Consider the following 18,884-nt stretch of genomic DNA (forward strand, 5'->3'; position numbering starts at 1 on the left):
CGGGCGGAGCTACGACTCGGCAGGCGTGGCCGCCGACGGGCGCGCGGCCCGGGGCTCCGCCGCTCGGCGTCGTCGTACCAGTGTCGCCGTCACGACCGTCAGGGCTGCCGCCGCGTACGCCACCGTGCCCACGGTGTCCGGGGCGTCGAAGGCGCGGCCTGTGACGTACTTGGCGGCTCCCGCGGCGGCCACGGTGAGCCATTCCCGGCGGCCGTCGAGCGCGACCAGGGCGATCAGGAGCAGGGCGTACCAGGAGTAGCCGGGGGTCAGCAGCAGGAAGGCGGTGCCGGTCACCAACAGAGCGCCGCGCCAAGGACGTTCGGGGTCACCGCGCCACAGCACGTGGGCGCACACGCCCGCCATGGCGACGAGCAGGACGGGCAGGGCCCAGGACGCGGGCAGGACGAGACGCAGGAGCGCGTACCGGCCCCCGGCCGAGGCGTCTTCGTAGCCCTCCTCCTCGACGTATCCCCCGAGATAGCCGAGTACGGACGCACGCGATCCGAGCAGATACGGGAGATACGTCAGCCCGACGACGGCCGCGGCGGGCAGCAGGACCGCGGCGGCGTCCCGCACCCGCCGCACACCCGAGAGTGCGCCCGGCAGGACGACGGCGGGCATCAGCTTGGTGGCGACGGCGGCGCCGAGCATGGCGCCGCCGGAGAGCCGGCGGCGCGCGGCGACCAGGCCGAGTCCGGTGACGGCGAACAGGACGCCGAGCACGTCGACATGGGCGTTGTTCACGGCCTCGACCGGCACGGCCGGGCACCACGCCCAGCAGGCGGCGGTGCGCGGGTCACCACGGCGGCGCAGGATGAGCACCAGGGCGGCGGTGACGCCCACGGACAGGGCGGCGCCGCCGATCTGCAGCGGTTTCAGGCGCGCATCGGCGGGCGACAGCAGCTGCACACCGTAGAAGTACGACTCGGCGACCGGCGGATAAATGGTTTGCGCGGACGGGCGGTTGAGCCGGGTGCAGACGGTGCTGCCGCCGGCGGAGCCGACGCGGGCGCGGTCGGGGCCCGCGCAGGCGGCGCCGCGCGGAAACAGCCAGTCGTCGCGCAGGTGCATCAGTCGGGGATCGCCCGGTGCATGGTCGTACGGCGAGATGCCCGCCGCCTGCACCCGGCCGTCCCAGGCGTAGCGGTAGGCGTCCGTGCTGGTGCGCGGGGGCGCGGCCAGGCCGGTGGCCGCAAGGACGGCCGACCCGGCGAGCACCAGGACCACCGCCTGCCGCAACGGCACCCGGCGCACGGACCAGACCGCACCGGCGAACAGCAGCCAGCAGACCGCGTACCGCCAGGAGAGACCCGCCGGGTCGTCGTGGAACCCGTCGTAGCGGACAGTGTGGAGCGAGGCGGCGGTCAGGGCGGCGACGAGGGCGCCCGCGAGGAGGGTACGGCGGTCGGCGCGAGGGCCGGTGCGGCAGCTGGTGCGGCGGTTGATCACCTCTCCACCTTCACAGCGCCGCGACGCCGACGGGGCGTGCGGACCCGTGACGTCCGTGAATCGTAAGGATCCCGCGTGGACGGCGTGCCCGCCTGGTGCACCTCTTGCGCAGCACTGTCGAGAAAGGATAGGAACGCCCCTGACCGGGCAGGATGTCCCTACATCGCTTCGGTGCCGCCCGGGACCCCGGTGGCTCGGCCACCGAGTACGACGGCCGCGCACGGCCCGGGATTCCGGCCGTGCGCCCCAGGGCCTCTTCCGCCGCGCATCGCGTCGTCGCGCAGGCCCCCCGAGGGATGTGATCCAGACCCGTCCGTGTCCGTCGTGCGCAGGCACCCGGCGAAGGGCCGCAGCGTGGAACACCAGGAACTCACCGAACAGGAATGCCGTGACCTGCTGGCCACCGCCACGGCAGGGCGGCTGGCCATCAACCACCACCGCCTCCCGCATCTGGAACCCGTCGGCCTGATCCATCCCGAGGGTGACCCCGTGGCGCTGCTGCCCGAGTCGAGCACCATCGCCCGCGCCCTGCCCGCGGTCATCTCGCCGCGGCGCCTGGTCGTCCTGCAGGCCGACGACCTGTCATCGGACCTCCCCTATGTGCATACGGTCGTCGCCGTGGCCCGGCCCCGCTGGGTGGTCAGCCTGGAGGGGATACGCGCGTGCAGGCGGGCCGCGCGGGCCCGAGGTCTCCAACTCGACCTGGACAACGCGTTCCTGACGCTGACCAGGCCCACACTGATGGGGCATCAGGTGCAGCTGCGCCAGCAGACACAGCAGCCACAGCAGGCCGCGCTGGAGCCGGTCCGGCCGGTGCGGCAGGCTCCGCACGAACAGGTGCGGGCCGCCGCGGCACCCAGGGCCCGGGCTTGAACCGGCCCGCGGGATCTCAGCGTTCGGGCCTTTCGGTGAGGCGAAGAACCGTTCCCTCTCCGTTGGCCGAGAGAAGCAGGGTGCCGTCGTGGCTCACGGCCAGGCCTGCGAACTGGTGCGGCGGGCTGGTGTAGGCCGGGGCCTGCTCGGGGTGGGCGCGGGTGCTGCCCGGAGGCAGGCCGACCGCCAGGTCCTCGGCCTCGATCCGGCTGTCACTGGTGGTGAGGCCGATCGCCCGCAGACGGCGGTGGGCGACCTCGACGGTGAACAGGTCTTCGCCCCTGACGGCGAGCCCCTGAGGCGCGCCGAGCCCTTCCGCGAGGGTCGTCAACTCGCCGTCTCCCGGGCCTATTTGGAGTACTGCGCCGAGCCGGTCGTCGCTGACGTAACAGCGTCCCCGGCCGTCGAAGGCGATGTCCATGGGATGGTCGAGGCCTTCGGCGAGGACGGTGAGGGTGTCCGTCGCGTCGATGCGTACGACGCGGCCCGCACCCGTCTCGGCCACGACGAGCGCGCCGTCGGGTGCCACGGCGAGGCCGCTCGGCTCGCTCAGGCCGGTGGCCCGTACCCGCGTGGTGTCGGTGTGGGGGTCGTGGGTGCGTACTTCGCCCTGCTGGGAGGTGAGGTGGAGGAGGCCGTCGTCGGCGGTCACGGCGTGGGCGAACTGCAGGAGTGCGTGGGTGGCGCCGCCGGGTTCGTCCGCGCCTGTGCCGGTGAGGCGGGCCAGGCGGTAGTGGTCGGCCGCGTACACGGTGCCGCCCAGGTCGACGGCGATCCCGAAGGGACCGTCGAGGCCGCGCGGCACGATCTCCCGGGTTCTGCCGTCGGGGTGCATCTCGGTGACACCACCGCTGGCGAAGCTGGAGACGTACATCCGGTTCTCCGCGTCGAAGGCCGCGTTGTCCAGGCCCGCGACCCCGGAGGTGACCGTCGTCCGTACCCCGGTGGCCAGATCGATACGGGTCACGATGCCGGCGACGCCGCGCGAGAGGACCACCAGGGTGCCGCCCTTGTCGAAGCGCACGGCCACCGGGTCGTGCACACCGGCGGCGACCAGTTCGGGGCTTCCGCCGTCCGCGGGGATCCGCCAGACCTCGTTACTGATCATGTGCGGGTAGTACAGACAGCCGTCGGGGCCGAGTTGCATGGCGTTGCCCAGGGCCAGTCCTCCGGTGAGTACGACCGGGTCGCCGCCGTCGGGGAAGAGTTCCAGTAGACGGCCGTCCGTCTTCATCTCGTTGACGAAGAGCCGGTCGCCGACGCAGGTGATGCCGTTGGGCACCTGCACCGTGTCGGAGACGAGGCTGAACTCGCCCCCGGGGTCGCGGCGCCAGACCCGGTTGGGGGTCAGGTCGGCGATGTACATCGAGCCGTCCGCGCCGAAGGCCAGGTCGTCGGGGGCCTGGACGGGGCCGTCGAGGCCGACGACGACCTCGACGTCTCCGGATGCGGGGTCGACGGCGCTGATCTGCCCGGCGATGAACTGGGCGGCGTACAGGCGGCCGTCGGGTCCGAAGGTGACACCGTTCGAACCCCACAGGCGGTTCGGCGGGTTGAGGCGGCGGATGTCCCAGCGCTCGCTGGTGGGCCGGCGGCGGCCGGTGGGGTCGTAACGGCTGGGGCCGAGGGGGGCCCTTGGGGACATCAGCCCTCCCTGATGACGTCGTTCATGCCGCCCTCCGTGCGCCAGCGCGCGAGCAGTTCGTGGAAGGCGATGGGGCCGTCGCCGAACGACTCGCTGCGGGGCCTCGGCCTGCCCTCGTTGTTGTAGTAGCCGGGGGTGCACTCGGCCTGGAACTTGTACAGGTCATGGGCCTTTTCCCGGATCGTGCTGATCCAGGCGGCCTCCGCCTCGGCGCTCGGCTCGACACAGCGGGCCCGGCGTTCACGGGCCTCGGCGACCACGGCCGCGACGTGCCCGGCCTGTTCGTCGAGGATGTGCACGAAGTTCACGGAGCTGGCGTTCTGCAGCGGCCCGAGGTGGAAGAGGTTCGGGAAGCCGTGGCTGGTGAATCCGTGCAGGGTGCGCGGGCCGCTCTTCCAGTAGTCGGTCAGCAGCGTCCCGTCGCGGCCGTACACCGGGAGCATTCCGGACAGGACGCCGGAGATGCCGACCTCGAAACCGGTGGCGAAGATGACGCAGTCGACTTCGTACTCGGTGTCGCCGACCACGACGGCGCTCTCGGTGATGCGCTCGACGCCCCCGTGGTCGGCGGTGTCCACGAGTGTCACGTTGGGCCGGTTGAACGTGTCCAGGTAGGTATCGCTGAACGTGGGCCGCTTGCACATGTAGCGGTACCAGGGCTTGAGCAGCGCGGCCGTCTCAGGGTCGGCCACGACATCGTCCACGCGGGCACGGATCTCGTTCATCTTCTGGTAGTCGACGATCTCTCCGGCGCGCTCCCGCTCCTCGGGCGGCAGATGGCCCTCGCTCCGGGTCGGTATGAGGTTCTCCAGGAGCCGGGCGCTGCTGGTCCAGCCGTCGGACACCAGGTCCTCCTCGGCCCGGCCGCCGGTGACGAGGGTGAGGAAGTTGTCACGGCGCCGCCGCTGCCAGCCGGGCGTCAGGGAGTTCGCCCACTGCGGGTCCGTGGGGCGGTTGCCGCGCACGTCGACCGAGGACGGGGTGCGCTGGAACACATAGAGCTCCTGGGCGTCGCGCCCCAGGTGCGGTACGCACTGGATGGCCGTCGCTCCGGTGCCGATGACGGCGACGCGCTTGTCGGCGAGCTTGTGCAGATTCCCGTCCGCGTCGCCGCCGGTGTAGCCGTAGTCCCAGCGACTGGTGTGGAACGTATGGCCCTTGAAGGACTCGATGCCGGGGATGCCGGGGAGTTTGGACTGGCTGAGCACACCGCTCGCCACCACCACGTGCCGGGCGCGCATCCGGTCGCCGCGGTCGGTGGCGACGATCCACTCCGACTCGCCCTCGTCCCAGCGCAGTTCGGTGGCCTGGGTCTGGAAGCAGGCGTCGCGGTAGAGGTCGAAGTGGCGGGCGACGGCCCGCGCGTGCTGCCGGATCTCCTCACCCGGCGCGTACTTCCACTTCGGTACGTAGCCGAGTTCCTCCAGGAGCGGCAGGTAGACGTACGACTCGATGTCGCACTGGATCCCCGGGTAGCGGTTCCAGTACCAGGTGCCGCCGAAGTCCCCGCCCTTCTCGATGATCCGGATGTCCGCCACACCTGCCTGGCGAAGGCGTGCCCCGGTGAGCAGACCGCCAAACCCGCCGCCGATGACGGCCACTTCGACCCGGTCGTGCAGGGGTTCGCGGGCGGGTGCGGGTCCGGTGTACGGATCCTCGGCGTACGTGCCGAACTCGCCGGTGGTGCGGCGGTACTGGCGGTTGCCTTCGGGACGGATCCTGCGGTCGCGCTCGGCCCGGTACCGCTCGCGCAGCGCCTCGATGTCGAGGCCGAGCGCGGCCGGGTCGGGTCCGCCCGGCTCCGACGGTGCGGACGCGGGCGAGGGCGTGGACGGCTGCTGGGGGGCGGACATGCGGGTCCTCTCTGCTGTCCTGGTGAGGGGCGCAGGCGGGGTCGCTCGGCGCGAGGCGGGGGTGCGGGGCCGCGGAGGGCGCGGGGGCCGTGGGGTCAGACGGCGGACCAGCCGTTGTCCACGGGCAGGATGGCGCCGTTGATGTTGGCCGCGGCGTCCGAGGCGAGGAACACGATGGCGGCGGCCTGTGTCTCTGCCGCGGCCGGCTCCCCGACGTTGGCCGCCATGTACGGGCGTAGAGCCTGCGGGCCGAGCGCGTCCCAGTCGACGTCGAGGCGGATATTGGTGATCGTGCCGCCGGGGGCGATGGCGTTGGTGCGGATGCCGTGCCGGCGGTAGGTGATCGCGAGGTTCTTGGTCAGACCCACGATGCCGTGCTTGGACACGGTGTAGGCGGCGCCCGCGGCGCTGCCGCGCAGTGCGGCCTCGGAGGCCGTGAACACGATGGCGCCGCTGCCCGCTTCGAGCATGTGCGGGACGACGGCCCGGGTGAGCAGGAACGGGGCGGTGAGGTTGATCCGTATCAGCCGTTCCCATTCGGCGTCCGTCACATCGGCCGTTGCGGACATGGTGTCCATGATTCCGGCGTTGTTGACGAGGACGTCGATGCGGCCGAACGTTTCCACGGCGGTGGCCGTGACCCGGTCGACGACGCTCTGTTCGCTCAGGTCGCCGACGACGGTCACGGCCGCGCCGCCGCCCTGCTCGATCTCGGCCGTCACCTTGGCGGCGCTCTCGGCGTTCAGGTCGGCCACCACGACCTTGGCGCCCCGCTCGGCGAAGGCGAGTGCGCCGGCCCGGCCGATACCGGAGCCCGCGCCGGTGACGATGACGCTGCGGCCGGCGAAGTCACGGTGACCGGCGCTCGTGTTCGCATTGGTATTGGTATTGGCACTGGTACCGCTGCTCATGAGGTGCTCTTCTCTTGGGAGACAGGTGACGTGGGGCTGGAGCTGGGGCTGGGACCGGAGCTGGCACTGGGACCGGAGCTGGCACTGGGACTGGTGCTGGGACTGGTGCTGGGACTGGTCTGGGTCAGGGGCGTAGCCGCGGGATGCTCATCGGGCTTCCGGTAGGGAATGGTCAGCGTGATGAGGGCGGCGACGACGGCGACGCCGCAGCCGATCAGCATGCCGGTACGGAAGGCGTCCTCGGTGGGCAGCGTGAATCCGCCCGTGGTCACGGTCATCTGGGACATGACCGCCCCGACCACGGCCGCCGAGACCGAGGTGCCGATGGAACGCATCAGGGTGTTGAAGCTGTTGGCCGCCGCGGTCCTGGACTGCGGCACCGCGCTCATGATCAGCGCGGGCATCGCGCCATAGGCGAGGCCGACGCCTCCGTTGACGACGCACATCGCGAGCACCAGGGTCCACGCGGCGTCCATGAGGAACAGCGAGAGGCCGTAACCGGCGGCGATGACGACGCCGCCGAGGAACAGGGTGACCTTCGGCCCCGACGTCGTCGTCAGCCTCCCGCCCACGGGTGCGACGAGCATCATCATCAGGCCCGCCGGGGCCATCAGGAGGCCCATCTCCATCATCGACCTGCCCAGGCCGTACCCGGTCTCCTCGGGCAGCTGCATGAGCTGCGGCACGATCAGGGCCGAGGCGTACATCGCGAAACCGACCACTATGGACGCGGCGTTGGTCAGCAGCACCTGGGGCCGTGCGGTGGCGCGCAGATCCACCATCGGCTCGTGGTGGCGCAGTTCCCACCACCCCCAGAGCAGCAGTACGAGTACCGCGGCCGCGGACAGGCCGAGGGTGGCTGCACTGCCCCAGCCCCAGTCGGCGCCCTTGGACACGGCCAGCAGCAGGGCCACCAGGGCGGCGCCGAGGCCCACGGCACCGACGTGGTCGAAACGCCGGCCGGTCCGGTGCGGCGGTTCCGCGGCCGGCACGATCAGCTTGATCAGCACCGCGACGAGCAGGCTGAGCCCCGCGGTCACCCAGAACAGCGTTCTCCAGCTGCCGTATTCGGCGATGGCCGAGGCGAACGGAAGGCCGAGCGCCCCGCCGATCCCGAGTGAGGCGCTGATCAGCGCGATGGCTGTGCCGAGCCGCTCGGGCGGCAGCAGATCCCGCAGGGCGCTGATACCGAGCGGGACCACGCCCATGCCCATGCCCTGCAGTCCACGACCGGCGATCATCGTGGGCAGTTCGGTGGCCACGGCGGCGACGACCGAACCCGCGGTCAGCGGCACCGTGGAGACGAGCAGCATCCGCCGCTTGCCGTGGAGATCGCCGAGACGGCCCGCGATCGGCGTGGTCACGGCGGCGGACAGCAGCGTGGCCGTCACCACCCAGGACGCGTTCGAGGCCGAGGTGTTGAAGATCCGCGGCAGATCGCCGATGAGCGGCACCACGAGGGTCTGCATGACCGCGGCCAGGATGCCCCCGAGGGCGAGGACACCGATGATCGGCCCCGGACGCTGCTCGGGGCCGGGGCCGGGGGCGGGGTCACGGCCGCGCTCGGCGCCATGGTCGGGGGCGGCCATGCATCTCCCTTACGTCTCACACGAGTTGCGGCATCTCACACCGGCCGTGCCACCGGTTTCGCGGCGATGGTCATGGACCGTACAGGCGATATGCATCATGCACAATAGATGCATGGTGCATATCGGCCGTGGTATACCGGCAGCAGAAAGCCGCAGTTCACGGTGCGCCCCGCGCCGGGAAGGACGCCCCAGCATGGACAAGCCCACGCACCTGATCGAGTTCGAGACCATGCTGCTCGGGCGGCACGGGATCCTTCTCAACACCCGCTCCCGCAGGGACGGCTGGCAGCTGGACCGCAGCGCCTATGTCCTGCTCAGCCGGCTCCAGATGGACGGCCCGATGTCCATCGGGCAGCTCAGGGAGGCCTTCGGCCTGGACACCTCCACCCTGAACCGGCAGACCGCGGCCATGCTGCGCGCCGGACTGGTCGAGCGGATCCCGGACCCGGAGGGCGGGATGGCCCGCAAGTTCCGTATCACCGCCGACGGCGAGGCGAGCCTCGACGCCGACCGGGCCACGAACATCAGCGGCCTGGAGAAGGTCCTCTCCGACTGGACGCCCGACGAAGTGGCCGAATTCGCCGCCATCCTCAACCGCTTCAACCGCGACATCGAGCGGCTCGACGGGAGGCCCTGGCCCCGCCCCTGACGCCCTGTTTCCCGGTGGGGCGGGCCCGGCGGTCAGGCCAGGAACGCCCCGACGGTCGCCGCGAAATGGCCGGGGTCGTCCAGCCACGGGAAGTGGCCAGCGCCGGGCTGCACGACGACCGCGGCGGACTCGGAGTTCGGGAACAGCTTGCCGAACTCGGCGGTCGTGGACGGCGGGGCGGCCAGGTCGACCTCACCGGCGAGCAGCAGCACCGGCGCATCGAGCCGCCCGAGCGCGGAGCGGGTGGTGTCGGGGTCGAACGCGCCGTCCGCGCCGAAGGCGGCCAGCGCCTCGTGGTTGCGCTGCTCGTCCTCGGCGGCGTGATGGGCCCGGGCCGCGGCGTCCCAACGGCCGTAGTAGAAGGGCGCGATGGCCTGCCAGTGTTCGTCGGTCGCCTCGCCCGCGACGATGCTCCGCAGGGCGGCGGACGCTTCCGCGAACCATGGCTCGTCCCGGCGCAGCTCCACCGTTTCGCGCCGGACGTCGCCGGTGATCTCGATCCCGACGGCCCTGGTGCTCGGTGTGATCAGGGCGAGCCTGCCGACGCGCTCGGGGTGCCGGGCCGCGTACTGCACGGCCACATTCGCGCCCCCGCTGTGCGCGAGCAGATCCATCGTCTCCAGGCCGATGTGCGCACGCAGCGCCTCCACGTCGTCGACGAGGCGGTCACAGCGGTACGAGGCGGCATCCCGCGGCGTCCCCGAACGGCCGGTGCCGCGCAGGTCGAGCAGCGCCAGTCGCCGGTGTGCGCCGAGGCCGCCGAGATCGCCGAGGTACACGGAGTCCTGCATGCCGCCGGGCACGCAGACGACAGGCGGTTCGCTCCCGCCGGACGCACGAGCGGACAAGTGGCAGGCGAGCGGCGTGCCGTCGGGCGCGTAGAAGGTGGGCATGGCGCAGACCCTGTCACCGGCGCGGGGGCGGGACAACCAAGTTACGGGGCCACGGCCACCGGAGAGGGCGGCCGCCCGGACGGCACGAAGCCCCCGCCCGGCGGCTCATCGCCGCGGACGGGGACTTCCGTGAACCGGCCGGAGAACCGACCGGATCTGCTCAGTTGTCGGTGGCCTTGCGGCGGCGTACGACGAAGACCGCGCCCGCGCCGAGTGCCACGGCGGCGGCGCCCGCGAGGGCGATCGGGGTCACGCCTGACGAGCCGGTCGTGGCGAGGTCGCCCTCGGCCTCGGCACCCGCGGCCGCGGGCTGCTTCGACGAACCGCCCTGCGCCGACGTGCCCGAGCCGGGCTTCGCGGCACCGGGCCGCTGGTCGTCGTTCTCGGCCGGCTTGCCGGGCTCGGCGTCGTCGACGTCGCCGGGCTTGCTGCCGGCGGGCAGCAGCTTGAAGTCGTAGCGGGCCATCACACCGAGGACGCAGGGCTTGTACGCGTCGAAGGCGTCGGCGGCGAACAGGGCCAGGGCGTCACCGGACTTGGCCTTGGCAGCCACCTTCAGGCGCAGCTTCAGGTCGGTGCGCGCGTCCGGCTTCATGGTCTCGATGCGGTCCAGGTGCTCGGGTTCGTCGCCCTTGAGGGTCTGCCAGCCGGAGCCGTCGTACCACTGTGTCTTCAGGAGTTCCTGCTGTCCGCCCTGCGCGTTGACGAAGACCAGCGGGTCCACGCTCACGGTGCGCTCGGTGCCGTTGGTCACCCGGAGGGTGAAGTCGACGGTGGTGCCGGCGACGACCTTCGACGGCAGGCCGACCGCACGCGAGGTGAGCCCGTTCTCGCGCACGCACTTCTTGGCCTCGGCGAGTGCCGTGTCCGCCGCCTCCTTGGCCGCGAGGGCCTTCTTGCGGGCTTCCTTGACCAGGTTGTACTTGCGGAGCGCCGCGACCCGGGCGTCGTCGAGTGCGGTCCGCGCCGCCTTCGCCTTCTCCTTGGCCTCCCGCTCGGCCTCGACGGCCTTGTCCCGTGCGGCCTCGGCCTCGTCCAGAGCCTTCTGCGCCGCGGCCTTCTCGGCCTCGGTCGTGGCCGCTTCGAGCGCGGCCTCGGCGTCCGTGACGGCCTGTTCGGCGGCGGTCCGTGCCTCGGCCGCCTCCTTGGCCGCCTTGTCCGCGGCGAGCGAGGCCGCCTTGAGCGGGTGCGTGTCGGAGTCCAGGGCCGCCATCTCGGCCTCGACGTCCTTGCGGCCCTGCTCCTCGGCGGCGGCCGCCTTCTTGTAGGCCTTGTCCGCGTCGGCCGCCGCCTTCTCCAGCTCCGCGTACGTGGGCTGGTCCTGTATGCGCGCCGTGGCGGCGACGGCGGGAGCGGCGGCGGTCAGCGCGAGCGGCGTGGCCACGGCGGCGGCGACGGCCACCGTGAGGGTACGGCGAAGCTTCACTGGGGGCCTTCCGAGTCGGAGACATCAGTCGGGGTACGGGACGAACAGCCGCGCCACGGCGGGCGGGTGCGGCTCAAGTGCCGGTGAGCTTATGGCTGATTTACAGCGGCTGGTGATGGCTGATGGGCTTCGATGGCCGACTTTGATTGGACTTCCCAGGCCTAAAGCGGCATAGATCAGAGCAGTTGCCCACGATGCCTTCCTTTCTTCTGTGACATATGCCATAGGCCGTGGCCACCGCGCCCGCCGGGCTCCCTTGCCGCCGCTCCCGACGTCCGCGTTCCGTAAGGAGTCGCAGGCCCCGAAGGCGCCCCGCGGGCGGTGTGATGGACGGTATGGACCCACGCGAATCGCCGCCGCCCCGGGCTTCCCGCGGGCCGTCCTTCAGGGGCCGGCTGCACGACGCCCGCACCGCGGTGTCCCTAGGCCGGCTGCTCGGCGCGGCCATCGCCCTGTGCTTCGTCACCGGTGTGCTGAGCCACTATCTGCAGCGGCCGCCCGACTGGCTCGCCGACGCGCTGCCCAGCCGGCCGGTGTGGGGTTACCGCGTCACCCAGGGCCTGCATGTGGCCAGTGGCATCGCGGCGGTCCCGCTGCTCCTCGCGAAGTTGTGGGCCGTGTATCCGCGGCTCTTCGTGTGGCCGGCGGTGCGCTCGGTGCGGCATGCCCTGGAGCGCCTCTCGGTCGGCGTGCTGGTGGCCGCCACGGTCTTCGAACTGTTCACCGGGCTGCTCAACACCGTGCAGTGGTATCCGTGGCCGTTCTCCTTCGTGCCCGCGCACTTCGCCGTCGCATGGCTGCTCGCGGGGGCCCTGGTCCTGCATATCGCCGTCAAGTGGCCCACGATCGCGGCGCATTGGGGCCGCGGCTCGTCCGGTACGCGGGAACTGCCCGCCGCGGACGGACCCGACCGGCGGGCCCTGCTGACCGGGGTCGCCGCCGCGGTCGGCGCGGTGACACTCACCACCGCGGGACAGTCCTTCACCCCGCTCAAGAAGCTCGATCTGCTCGCGCCACGCCACCCGGACCACGGTTCGCAAGGCCTGCCGGTGAACCGCACCGCCGCGGCGGCCGGGGTGACGGCCGTGCCGGCCGACTGGCGCCTGACGGTCGAAGGGCCGCGGTCCTACTCCCTCACCTACGACGAGCTGCGCGCCCTGCCGCAGTACGAGACGGAGTTGCCGATCGCCTGCGTGGAGGGATGGAGCAAGTCCGCGCGCTGGACGGGGGTGCGGGTACGGGACCTCCTGGAGCGCGCCGGTGCCGGGCCCCACGCGCGCGTGCGAGTGGTTTCCCTTGAACGGCGCGGCGCCTACCGGGTGATGGAGATGGGCGCCGCCTACGCCGGCGATCCGCTGACCCTGCTCGCGCTGCGGCTCAACGGCCATGTCCTGTCCGCCGACCACGGTTATCCGGCCCGCATCATCGCGCCGAACCGCCCGGGGGTCTGGCAGACGAAATGGGTCAGCGGCCTGGAGGTGCTGTGAGGAGATCCGGGATCCATACCGCCGTGACCACCAGGATGGCCATGGCGAAATCCGCGACGAAATCCGCGACAGGAACCGTGGCGAAAACCGTGAGGAGTGCCGTGAAGGACATGGTCACCGTGCGGCACGCGGTCGGCGCGGCCGGTGCCGCCCTGATGGGCGTCGGCGCCTGGCTTGTGGCCGGTCTGCGCGATCCCCTGGACGTCCTCGTGTGGCTGGCCGGTGCGGTGGTCCTGCACGACGGCCTGCTCGCCCCGCTGGTCCTGGGAGCCGGCGTGCTCCTGGGCGGCCTCCGCACCGGCCGGGCTCCGGTGCGCGGCGCGCTGATCGTCGCGGGGTGCCTGACCCTGGTGGCGCTGCCCGTGCTGCTGCGGCCCGGCACGCCCGCCAACTCCTCGGTGCTGCCCCTTGATTACGTGCGCAACTGGCTGCTGCTCCTCGCGGCGACGGCGGGGGGCACGGGCGCGTACCTGCTGTTCACGAGGGCACGCTCACGACGGCACGCACGTCGGCTGAGGCAGCGGCAACAGCAACAGCAGGAGCGGTAAGGGCAGCAGCGGTAACGGCAGGAGCGGCAGCCGCAGCCGCGTCAGCAGCGGCGCAGCTGAACGAACCGCCGCTCCCCCGCCCGCCAGCGCCCTGCGGCCCGCCACCCCGTGCCGTCGGCGTACGCGAGCAGGGCGCGGGTGCCGACCCGGGCCCAGGGGAAGGCCGCGCCCCGTGCGCCACGGCCGTCGTCGACGCGTACCTCCACGCGTTCGTCGACCTCCTCGGCCGCCGCCTCCACGATCAACGTGCCGTCGCGGCCCGCGAGTTCGGCGCCCCGCGCCAGGAGCACGGCGGGCTCGCCGCCGATGCCGATATTCCCGTCGATCATGAGGACCGTACGCCAGCGGCCCTCACCGGGCAGCGGCTCGAAGACGGACCGGCACAGCGCGCTGCCGCCCTGGCGCACGGTACGGTCCACGGCCTCCTGGCTCACGTCGATACCGAGGGTGGGGTGGCCGAGTGCGGCGAGGGCAGCGACCAGGCGCCCGGGTCCGCAGCCGACATCGAGGACCGGCCCTTCGCAGCGCGCGAGCACGGTCGAGTCGGCGTGGTCCGGCGTCGCACACCAGCGCTCCACTTCAAGAGGCAGCAGCCAGCCGTCGCCGCGCCGCAGGAACAGCGGGCCGCGCCCGGTCCGCAGGGCATCGGTGTACGGATCGGCCCGCCAGGCGCGCCGCGCCCCTAGGGACTGCGCCGCGCCCGCCTGCGCCGCACCCGGCTGCGTCACGCTGCCCGTCATCGCGCGCCCACCCCGCCGATGGCCCGGTGCTCGGCCGCGAACCGGGTACGGGGGGCGAGGGCCGCCACCGTCCGCGCGTCGTCGGCGGTGTCGACGTCGCGCAGCACCGGCAGGTCGCGCACGACGAGCCCGGCCGCGGTGAGCCTGGCCCGCTGGCAGGCGCCGGTCCCGGGGACGGACATGGGCACGCCGCGCACCAGCTCCGGATCCGGTGCGGCGAGCCCTAGGGCCCAGAAGCCACCGTCCGCGGCGGGCCCGAACCAGGCGCCGCAGTCCGCGAACTCAAGGCCACGGGCGAGGAGTCCGGGCGTCACCTGCGGGGTGTCCATGCCGATCAGGAGCGTCGGTCCCGTGCACGCGGCGAATGCCGCGGCCAGACGTTCGTCGAGCCCGCCCGCCCCTTGCGGCCACACCTCGAAGCCGGCCGGCAGCCAGGGTCCCGGCGCCCCCGCGAGCACCAGCACATGGCGGTCGGCCGGGGTGGCGAGCACCGTCTCCAGAGTGTCGGCGAGCGCGGCCCCGGCGAGCCGGGCGGCCTCCTGCGGACTGAACGGCGGCACGAGCCGGGTCTTCACACGTCCGGGCACCGGCTCCTTGGCGATCACAAGGAGCGACGCGGGGCATGTCCCGCACGGCGGCCTCACCGGAGCACCTCCAGCGGCGGCTCGGACAGGACGCGGCGCATGTCGCGCACCGTCTGCCAGGTGCCGCGCCAGGTACCGGTGACCTTCGACTTCCCGGAGCGGGGCAGATACGGGACGTCCCGCTCCGCCACCCGCCAGCCGGCGTCGGCGGCGCGCACCACCATCTGCAGCGGGTAGCCGCTGCGCCGGTCGGTGAGGCCGAGGGCGAGCAGCGGCTCGCGGCGTGCGGCCCGCATCGGGCCCAGGTCCCGAAGGCGCAGGCCGGTACGGTGGCGCAGCATCCGGGCGAGGGCCAGATTTCCCGCCCTGGCGTGCGCGGGCCAGGCCCCGTGGCCCTGCGGGCGGCGCCGTCCGAGCACCAAGTCGGCTTCGCCGTCCGCCACTTGACGGACGAACGGCACCAGAAGCCCGGGGTCGAGCGAGGCGTCGCAGTCACAGAAGCAGACGATGTCGGCACTCGCCGCGCGCAGGCCCGTATGGCACGCGGCCCCGAAGCCGCGGCGCCGTTCGGTCACCACCGTGGCGCCCAGGGAGCGGGCCAGCCCAGGGGAGCCGTCGGACGAGCCGTTGTCGACGACGATCGCCCGCCAGCCGGGCGGAATCCGGCGCAGCACCCAGGGCAGCGCCTCGGCCTCGTCGAGGCAGGGAAGGACGACATCCACCGGGTTCGCGGCTCCGGGGGCCGTGGAATTCGCATCGGTCACGGCTTTCACCGTACGAATCCGAATCGGATATATCGGATCTGGAGACCTTACGAAACGCGGACGTCGCCGCCCGCCGCCCGCCGTGACCCCCGCAGGCCCGGCCGTGTGGTGCGAGGCTGGGAGCATGCAGCAGCACATCCTGGTCGTGGACGACGACCCCACGGTGTCCGAGGTGGTCGCGGGCTATCTGGAGCGCGCCGGATTCGCCGTGTCCCGCGCGGCCGACGGCCCCGCCGCGCTCCGGGCCGCCGCCGGGCACCGGCCCGATCTGGTCGTCCTCGACCTGATGCTGCCGGGCATGGACGGCCTTGAGGTCTGCCGCGAGCTGCGGGCCCAGGGCCCCGTTCCCGTGATCATGCTGACGGCCCGCAGCGACGAGGAGGAACGCATCCTCGGCCTCGAGGTGGGGGCGGACGACTACGTCACCAAGCCCTTCAGCCCACGGGAACTGGTGCTCCGGGTCGCGTCGGTGCTGCGCCGCGCCACGCTCGCGCCGCAGCCGGGTGCGCGGCTGCGGGCCGCGGGCCTCGAACTCGAACCGGCCGCGCGCCGCGCCGCCAAGGACGGCAGGCCGCTCGCCCTGACACTGCGCGAGTTCGATCTGCTCGCGTTCTTCCTGCGCCACCCAGGGCAGGTCTGCGACCGCGAGCAGTTGATGCAGCAGGTGTGGGGCTGGGACTTCGGCGACCTGTCCACCGTCACGGTCCATGTACGGCGCCTGCGCGGCAAGATCGAGGACGATCCGGCCCGGCCGCGGCTGATCCGGACGGTGTGGGGCGCGGGCTATCGCTTCGATCCCGGGGCACCGGAGGGGGATGCGGACGCCTCTGCGGCGGCAGGTGAGGCGGGCCAGGCACGAGGCCCGGAAGCCCCGCAAGCCCCGGAAGGCGGGCGGAACTGATATGCGGGACACCCTGCTGATCGCCCTGTACGCCTTCCTGGGCGCGGCCGCCGCCGGGCTCCTCGGGGCGCTCGCGCTGCGGCTCGTGCGCCGCCGTTCGGTGGCGGCGTCGCTGAGCGTCGTCGCCGCCGTCGCCGTGGGCACGATGCTCGCCGGGACGCTGGCGGTGGCCTGGGCGATGTTCCTGAGCTCGCACGACCTGACGGTGGTGACCACGGTCGCGGCCATGGCGGCGGTCGTCTCGCTCGCCACCGCGCTGCTTCTCGGCCGCCGGGTGGTCGTCAACTGCCGTGAACTCGCCTTCGCCGCCCGTGACTTCGGGGACAGCGGCACGTTCACCCCGCCCCACGGCGCCGCGCCCGCTGAACTGACCGCGTTGAGCGACGAGTTGGCGGCGACCTGCCTGCGCCTCGCCGAGTCACGGGAGCGGGAGCGCTCCCTGGAGGCCTCACGGCGTGAGCTGGTCTCCTGGATCTCCCACGATCTGCGCACCCCGCTGGCCGGGCTTCGGGCGATGTCCGAGGCCCTGGAGGACGGGGTGGCCGACGACCCCGCCCGCTACCACCGCCAGATGCGTACCGAGGTCGACCGGCTCAACGCCATGGTCGGTGACCTCTTCGAGCTGTCCCGTATCCATGCCGGCGCCCTCGCCCTCACCACGGCCCGGATGTCCGTCTACGACCTGGTCGGCGACGCCCTGGCCGGGGCGCGCCCGCTGGCGGGCGAGCACGGGGTACGGCTCGTCGGGGACGGTGTGGAGGCGGTGCCGGTGGAGGTGGACGGCAAGGAGATGACCCGGGTCCTGGCCAATCTCCTCGTCAACGCGATCCGGCACACCCCGGCCGACGGCACGGTGGCGGTATCGGCCGAACGCCGCGCGGGCACCGTGGTCCTGGCCGTCACCGACGGCTGCGGCGGCATCCGCGACGAGGACCTGTCCCGGGTCTTCGACACCGGCTGGCGCGGCAGCGAGGCCCGCACACCCCCGGCGGGCGCGGGGCTCGGCCTCGCGATCGTCCGCGGCATCGTCGAGGCGCACAAGGGACGCACGGAGGTCCGCAATGTGGCGGGCGGCTGCCGCTTCGAGGTGACGCTGCCCGCGGCGACGGTCGGCCCATCCGGAGCCTGAGCGCCCCGCGGGCGGTCCGGTCCATCAACAGCGCGCATCGTGACTGGCCGTTCCCGCACGGACCAAAGCACAGCGGACTTCCTCCAGGCCGCCCGGGAACGCACCGAGACCCGCAAGGCAACCGGCGGCTGCCGCTTCGAGGTGACGCTGCCCGCGGCGACGGTCGGCCCGTCCGGAGCGTGAGGGCGAGCCCGAAGGGCGACGGGGGGCCGGGGCCTGGCTCCGTGTCGGTCCGCACAGTGACGCCGCACGGTGCGAGAGGGGGCGGCCGCTATCTCCGCAGCGCCGCCCCCGCGAACTCCGCCATTCCCTCCCCGAATCCGACCTCCGGTTTCCAGCCGAGGTCGGTGCGCAGGCGTGTGGAGTCCGCGGTGATGTGCCGTACGTCGCCGAGGCGGTACTCGCCCGTCACCACAGGGGGCGGGCCGCCGTGCGCGGTGGCCAGCGCCGTGGCCATCTCCCCCACCGTGTGCGGCTCGCCGCTGCCCGTGTTGTACGCGGTCAGGGCGCCCGGCTCGCGTTCACCGAGCGCTTCCAGGGCGGTGACATTGGCGGCGGCCACATCGCGGACGTGCACGAAGTCCCGGCGCTGACCGCCGTCTTCGAAGACCCGGGGCGCCTCGCCCCGGGCGAGCGCGGAGCGGAACAGGGAGGCGACGCCCGCGTACGGGGTGTCGCGCGGCATCCGTGGGCCGTACACGTTGTGGTAGCGCAGCGCCACCGCCCGGCCGCCGGTGCACCGCGCCCAGGCGGCGGAGAGGTGTTCCTGGGCGAGCTTGGTGGTGGCGTAGACGTTGCGCGGATCGGCCGCGGCGGACTCCGCGACGAGGCCGGGCGCGAGCTCGGCGCCGCAGACCGGGCAGCGGGGCTCGAACCGCCCGGCCGCCAGATCGCGTTCGGCGCGCGGCCCTGGGCGTACGGTCCCGTGGCGCGGGCAGTCGTAGCGACCCTCGCCGTAGACGACCATCGACCCGGCGAGCACCAGCCGCGCCACGCCCGCCTCGGCCATCGCGGACAGCAGGACCGCCGTGCCGAGGTCGTTGGCCCCGACGTAGGCCGCCGCGTCGGTGAAGTCCTTGCCGAGCCCCACCATGGCCGCCTGGTGGCAGACCGCGTCCACGCCGTGCAACGCCCGCCGGGCCACGTCCGGGTCACGCACATCGCCGTACACCCAGTCCGCCTGCGGGAGTTCGGGCGTACCGCCGCCGTGCGCGGTGGGCAGCAGGGCGTCCAGGGCGACCGGTTCGTGCCCGCGCGCCGTCAGGGCCTCGACGACGTGCGAGCCGATGAAGCCCGCGCCGCCGGTGACGAGTACTCGCATGCCGTCGACGCTAGGCCCCGCCCGCCGCTACGGGCGCTCCACGCACGCCCCCGTCACGGACCCGTAAGAACTCGTGACCTCGGCCACGGGGCCCGAGGGCCGTGGCAAGGAGACCCGAGGGC

General features: G+C 72.9%; 18 protein-coding genes. 7 read left to right on the top strand and 11 right to left on the bottom strand.

Annotated features, from left to right (window positions below):
* Positions 1-9 precede the first annotated feature (9 nt).
* Positions 10-1,449, bottom strand: a complete 1,440-nt coding sequence (locus tag ACFQVC_RS09435) for a glycosyltransferase family 87 protein (protein WP_381828854.1) — start codon at positions 1,447-1,449, stop codon at positions 10-12.
* 354 nt (positions 1,450-1,803) lie between these two features.
* Here ACFQVC_RS09435 and ACFQVC_RS09440 point away from each other — a divergent pair, with 354 nt between their 5' ends.
* Complete coding sequence (locus ACFQVC_RS09440) at positions 1,804-2,322, top strand: hypothetical protein (RefSeq protein ID WP_381828856.1); 519 nt, start codon at positions 1,804-1,806, stop codon at positions 2,320-2,322.
* A gap of 16 nt (positions 2,323-2,338) precedes the next feature.
* Here the strand turns inward: ACFQVC_RS09440 and ACFQVC_RS09445 are convergent, their stop codons facing one another.
* The 4 genes from ACFQVC_RS09445 to ACFQVC_RS09460 form a co-directional block, all read right to left on the bottom strand.
* Complete coding sequence (locus ACFQVC_RS09445) at positions 2,339-3,967, bottom strand: hypothetical protein (RefSeq protein ID WP_381828858.1); 1,629 nt, start codon at positions 3,965-3,967, stop codon at positions 2,339-2,341.
* Entirely contained in the window at positions 3,967-5,820 is a 1,854-nt protein-coding gene (locus tag ACFQVC_RS09450) for a flavin-containing monooxygenase (protein WP_381828860.1), read from the bottom strand. The genes ACFQVC_RS09445 and ACFQVC_RS09450 overlap by 1 nt, the downstream gene beginning before the upstream one ends.
* A gap of 95 nt (positions 5,821-5,915) precedes the next feature.
* The gene (locus ACFQVC_RS09455; protein WP_381828862.1) at positions 5,916-6,731 is read right to left on the bottom strand and encodes an SDR family NAD(P)-dependent oxidoreductase; all 816 of its coding nucleotides are present in this window, start codon (positions 6,729-6,731) and stop codon (positions 5,916-5,918) included.
* Positions 6,728-8,320, bottom strand: a complete 1,593-nt coding sequence (locus ACFQVC_RS09460) for an MFS transporter (protein WP_381828864.1) — start codon at positions 8,318-8,320, stop codon at positions 6,728-6,730. The genes ACFQVC_RS09455 and ACFQVC_RS09460 overlap by 4 nt, the downstream gene beginning before the upstream one ends.
* A 193-nt stretch (positions 8,321-8,513) precedes the next feature.
* Between ACFQVC_RS09460 and ACFQVC_RS09465 the strand changes: the two genes are divergently transcribed.
* On the top strand, positions 8,514-8,969 hold the full coding sequence (locus ACFQVC_RS09465; RefSeq protein ID WP_381828866.1) for a MarR family winged helix-turn-helix transcriptional regulator: 456 nt from the start codon (positions 8,514-8,516) through the stop codon (positions 8,967-8,969).
* Between the two features lie 32 nt (positions 8,970-9,001).
* Here ACFQVC_RS09465 and ACFQVC_RS09470 read toward each other — a convergent pair whose 3' ends face one another.
* Complete coding sequence (locus tag ACFQVC_RS09470; RefSeq protein WP_381828868.1) at positions 9,002-9,862, bottom strand: alpha/beta fold hydrolase; 861 nt, start codon at positions 9,860-9,862, stop codon at positions 9,002-9,004.
* 160 nt (positions 9,863-10,022) lie between these two features.
* Complete coding sequence (locus ACFQVC_RS09475) at positions 10,023-11,288, bottom strand: LPXTG cell wall anchor domain-containing protein (protein ID WP_381828870.1); 1,266 nt, start codon at positions 11,286-11,288, stop codon at positions 10,023-10,025.
* Positions 11,289-11,614: 326 nt separating this feature from the next.
* Between ACFQVC_RS09475 and ACFQVC_RS09480 the strand changes: the two genes are divergently transcribed.
* Positions 11,615-12,775 (top strand): molybdopterin-dependent oxidoreductase, encoded by a 1,161-nt coding sequence (locus tag ACFQVC_RS09480; RefSeq protein ID WP_381828872.1) that lies wholly within the window; start codon positions 11,615-11,617, stop codon positions 12,773-12,775.
* A gap of 110 nt (positions 12,776-12,885) precedes the next feature.
* Positions 12,886-13,323, top strand: coding sequence for a hypothetical protein (locus ACFQVC_RS09485; RefSeq protein WP_381829520.1), 438 nt, complete (start codon positions 12,886-12,888; stop codon positions 13,321-13,323).
* A gap of 41 nt (positions 13,324-13,364) precedes the next feature.
* On the opposite strand, the gene ACFQVC_RS09490 is transcribed toward ACFQVC_RS09485, so the two are convergent.
* Genes ACFQVC_RS09490 through ACFQVC_RS09500 form a run of 3 tightly spaced genes read right to left on the bottom strand, consistent with a single transcriptional unit; the run spans position 13,365 to position 15,420 of the window.
* The gene (locus ACFQVC_RS09490; RefSeq protein ID WP_381828874.1) at positions 13,365-14,063 is read right to left on the bottom strand and encodes a class I SAM-dependent methyltransferase; all 699 of its coding nucleotides are present in this window, start codon (positions 14,061-14,063) and stop codon (positions 13,365-13,367) included.
* On the bottom strand, positions 14,060-14,707 hold the full coding sequence (locus ACFQVC_RS09495; protein ID WP_381828876.1) for a TIGR04282 family arsenosugar biosynthesis glycosyltransferase: 648 nt from the start codon (positions 14,705-14,707) through the stop codon (positions 14,060-14,062). The genes ACFQVC_RS09490 and ACFQVC_RS09495 overlap by 4 nt, the downstream gene beginning before the upstream one ends.
* Positions 14,704-15,420: a glycosyltransferase family 2 protein gene (locus ACFQVC_RS09500; protein WP_381828878.1), complete on the bottom strand. Its 717-nt coding sequence runs from the start codon at positions 15,418-15,420 to the stop codon at positions 14,704-14,706. The genes ACFQVC_RS09495 and ACFQVC_RS09500 overlap by 4 nt, the downstream gene beginning before the upstream one ends.
* A gap of 115 nt (positions 15,421-15,535) precedes the next feature.
* Between ACFQVC_RS09500 and ACFQVC_RS09505 the strand changes: the two genes are divergently transcribed.
* From ACFQVC_RS09505 to ACFQVC_RS09515, 3 genes are read left to right on the top strand one after another with little or no spacing between them, the layout of a single operon-like run.
* A complete protein-coding gene (locus tag ACFQVC_RS09505; RefSeq protein ID WP_381828880.1) occupies positions 15,536-16,312 on the top strand; it encodes a response regulator transcription factor in 777 nt (258 codons plus the stop codon).
* Between the two features lies 1 nt (position 16,313).
* Positions 16,314-17,441, top strand: coding sequence for a sensor histidine kinase (locus tag ACFQVC_RS09510; protein ID WP_381828882.1), 1,128 nt, complete (start codon positions 16,314-16,316; stop codon positions 17,439-17,441).
* 39 nt (positions 17,442-17,480) lie between these two features.
* Positions 17,481-17,624 (top strand): hypothetical protein, encoded by a 144-nt coding sequence (locus tag ACFQVC_RS09515; RefSeq protein WP_381828884.1) that lies wholly within the window; start codon positions 17,481-17,483, stop codon positions 17,622-17,624.
* 88 nt (positions 17,625-17,712) lie between these two features.
* Here ACFQVC_RS09515 and ACFQVC_RS09520 read toward each other — a convergent pair whose 3' ends face one another.
* Positions 17,713-18,762, bottom strand: coding sequence for an NAD-dependent epimerase/dehydratase family protein (locus ACFQVC_RS09520; RefSeq protein WP_381828886.1), 1,050 nt, complete (start codon positions 18,760-18,762; stop codon positions 17,713-17,715).
* Positions 18,763-18,884: the final 122 nt, after the last annotated feature.

Origin of the sequence: Streptomyces monticola (genome assembly GCF_042665355.1) — a bacterium.
Lineage (GTDB): Bacteria > Actinomycetota > Actinomycetes > Streptomycetales > Streptomycetaceae > Streptomyces > Streptomyces monticola.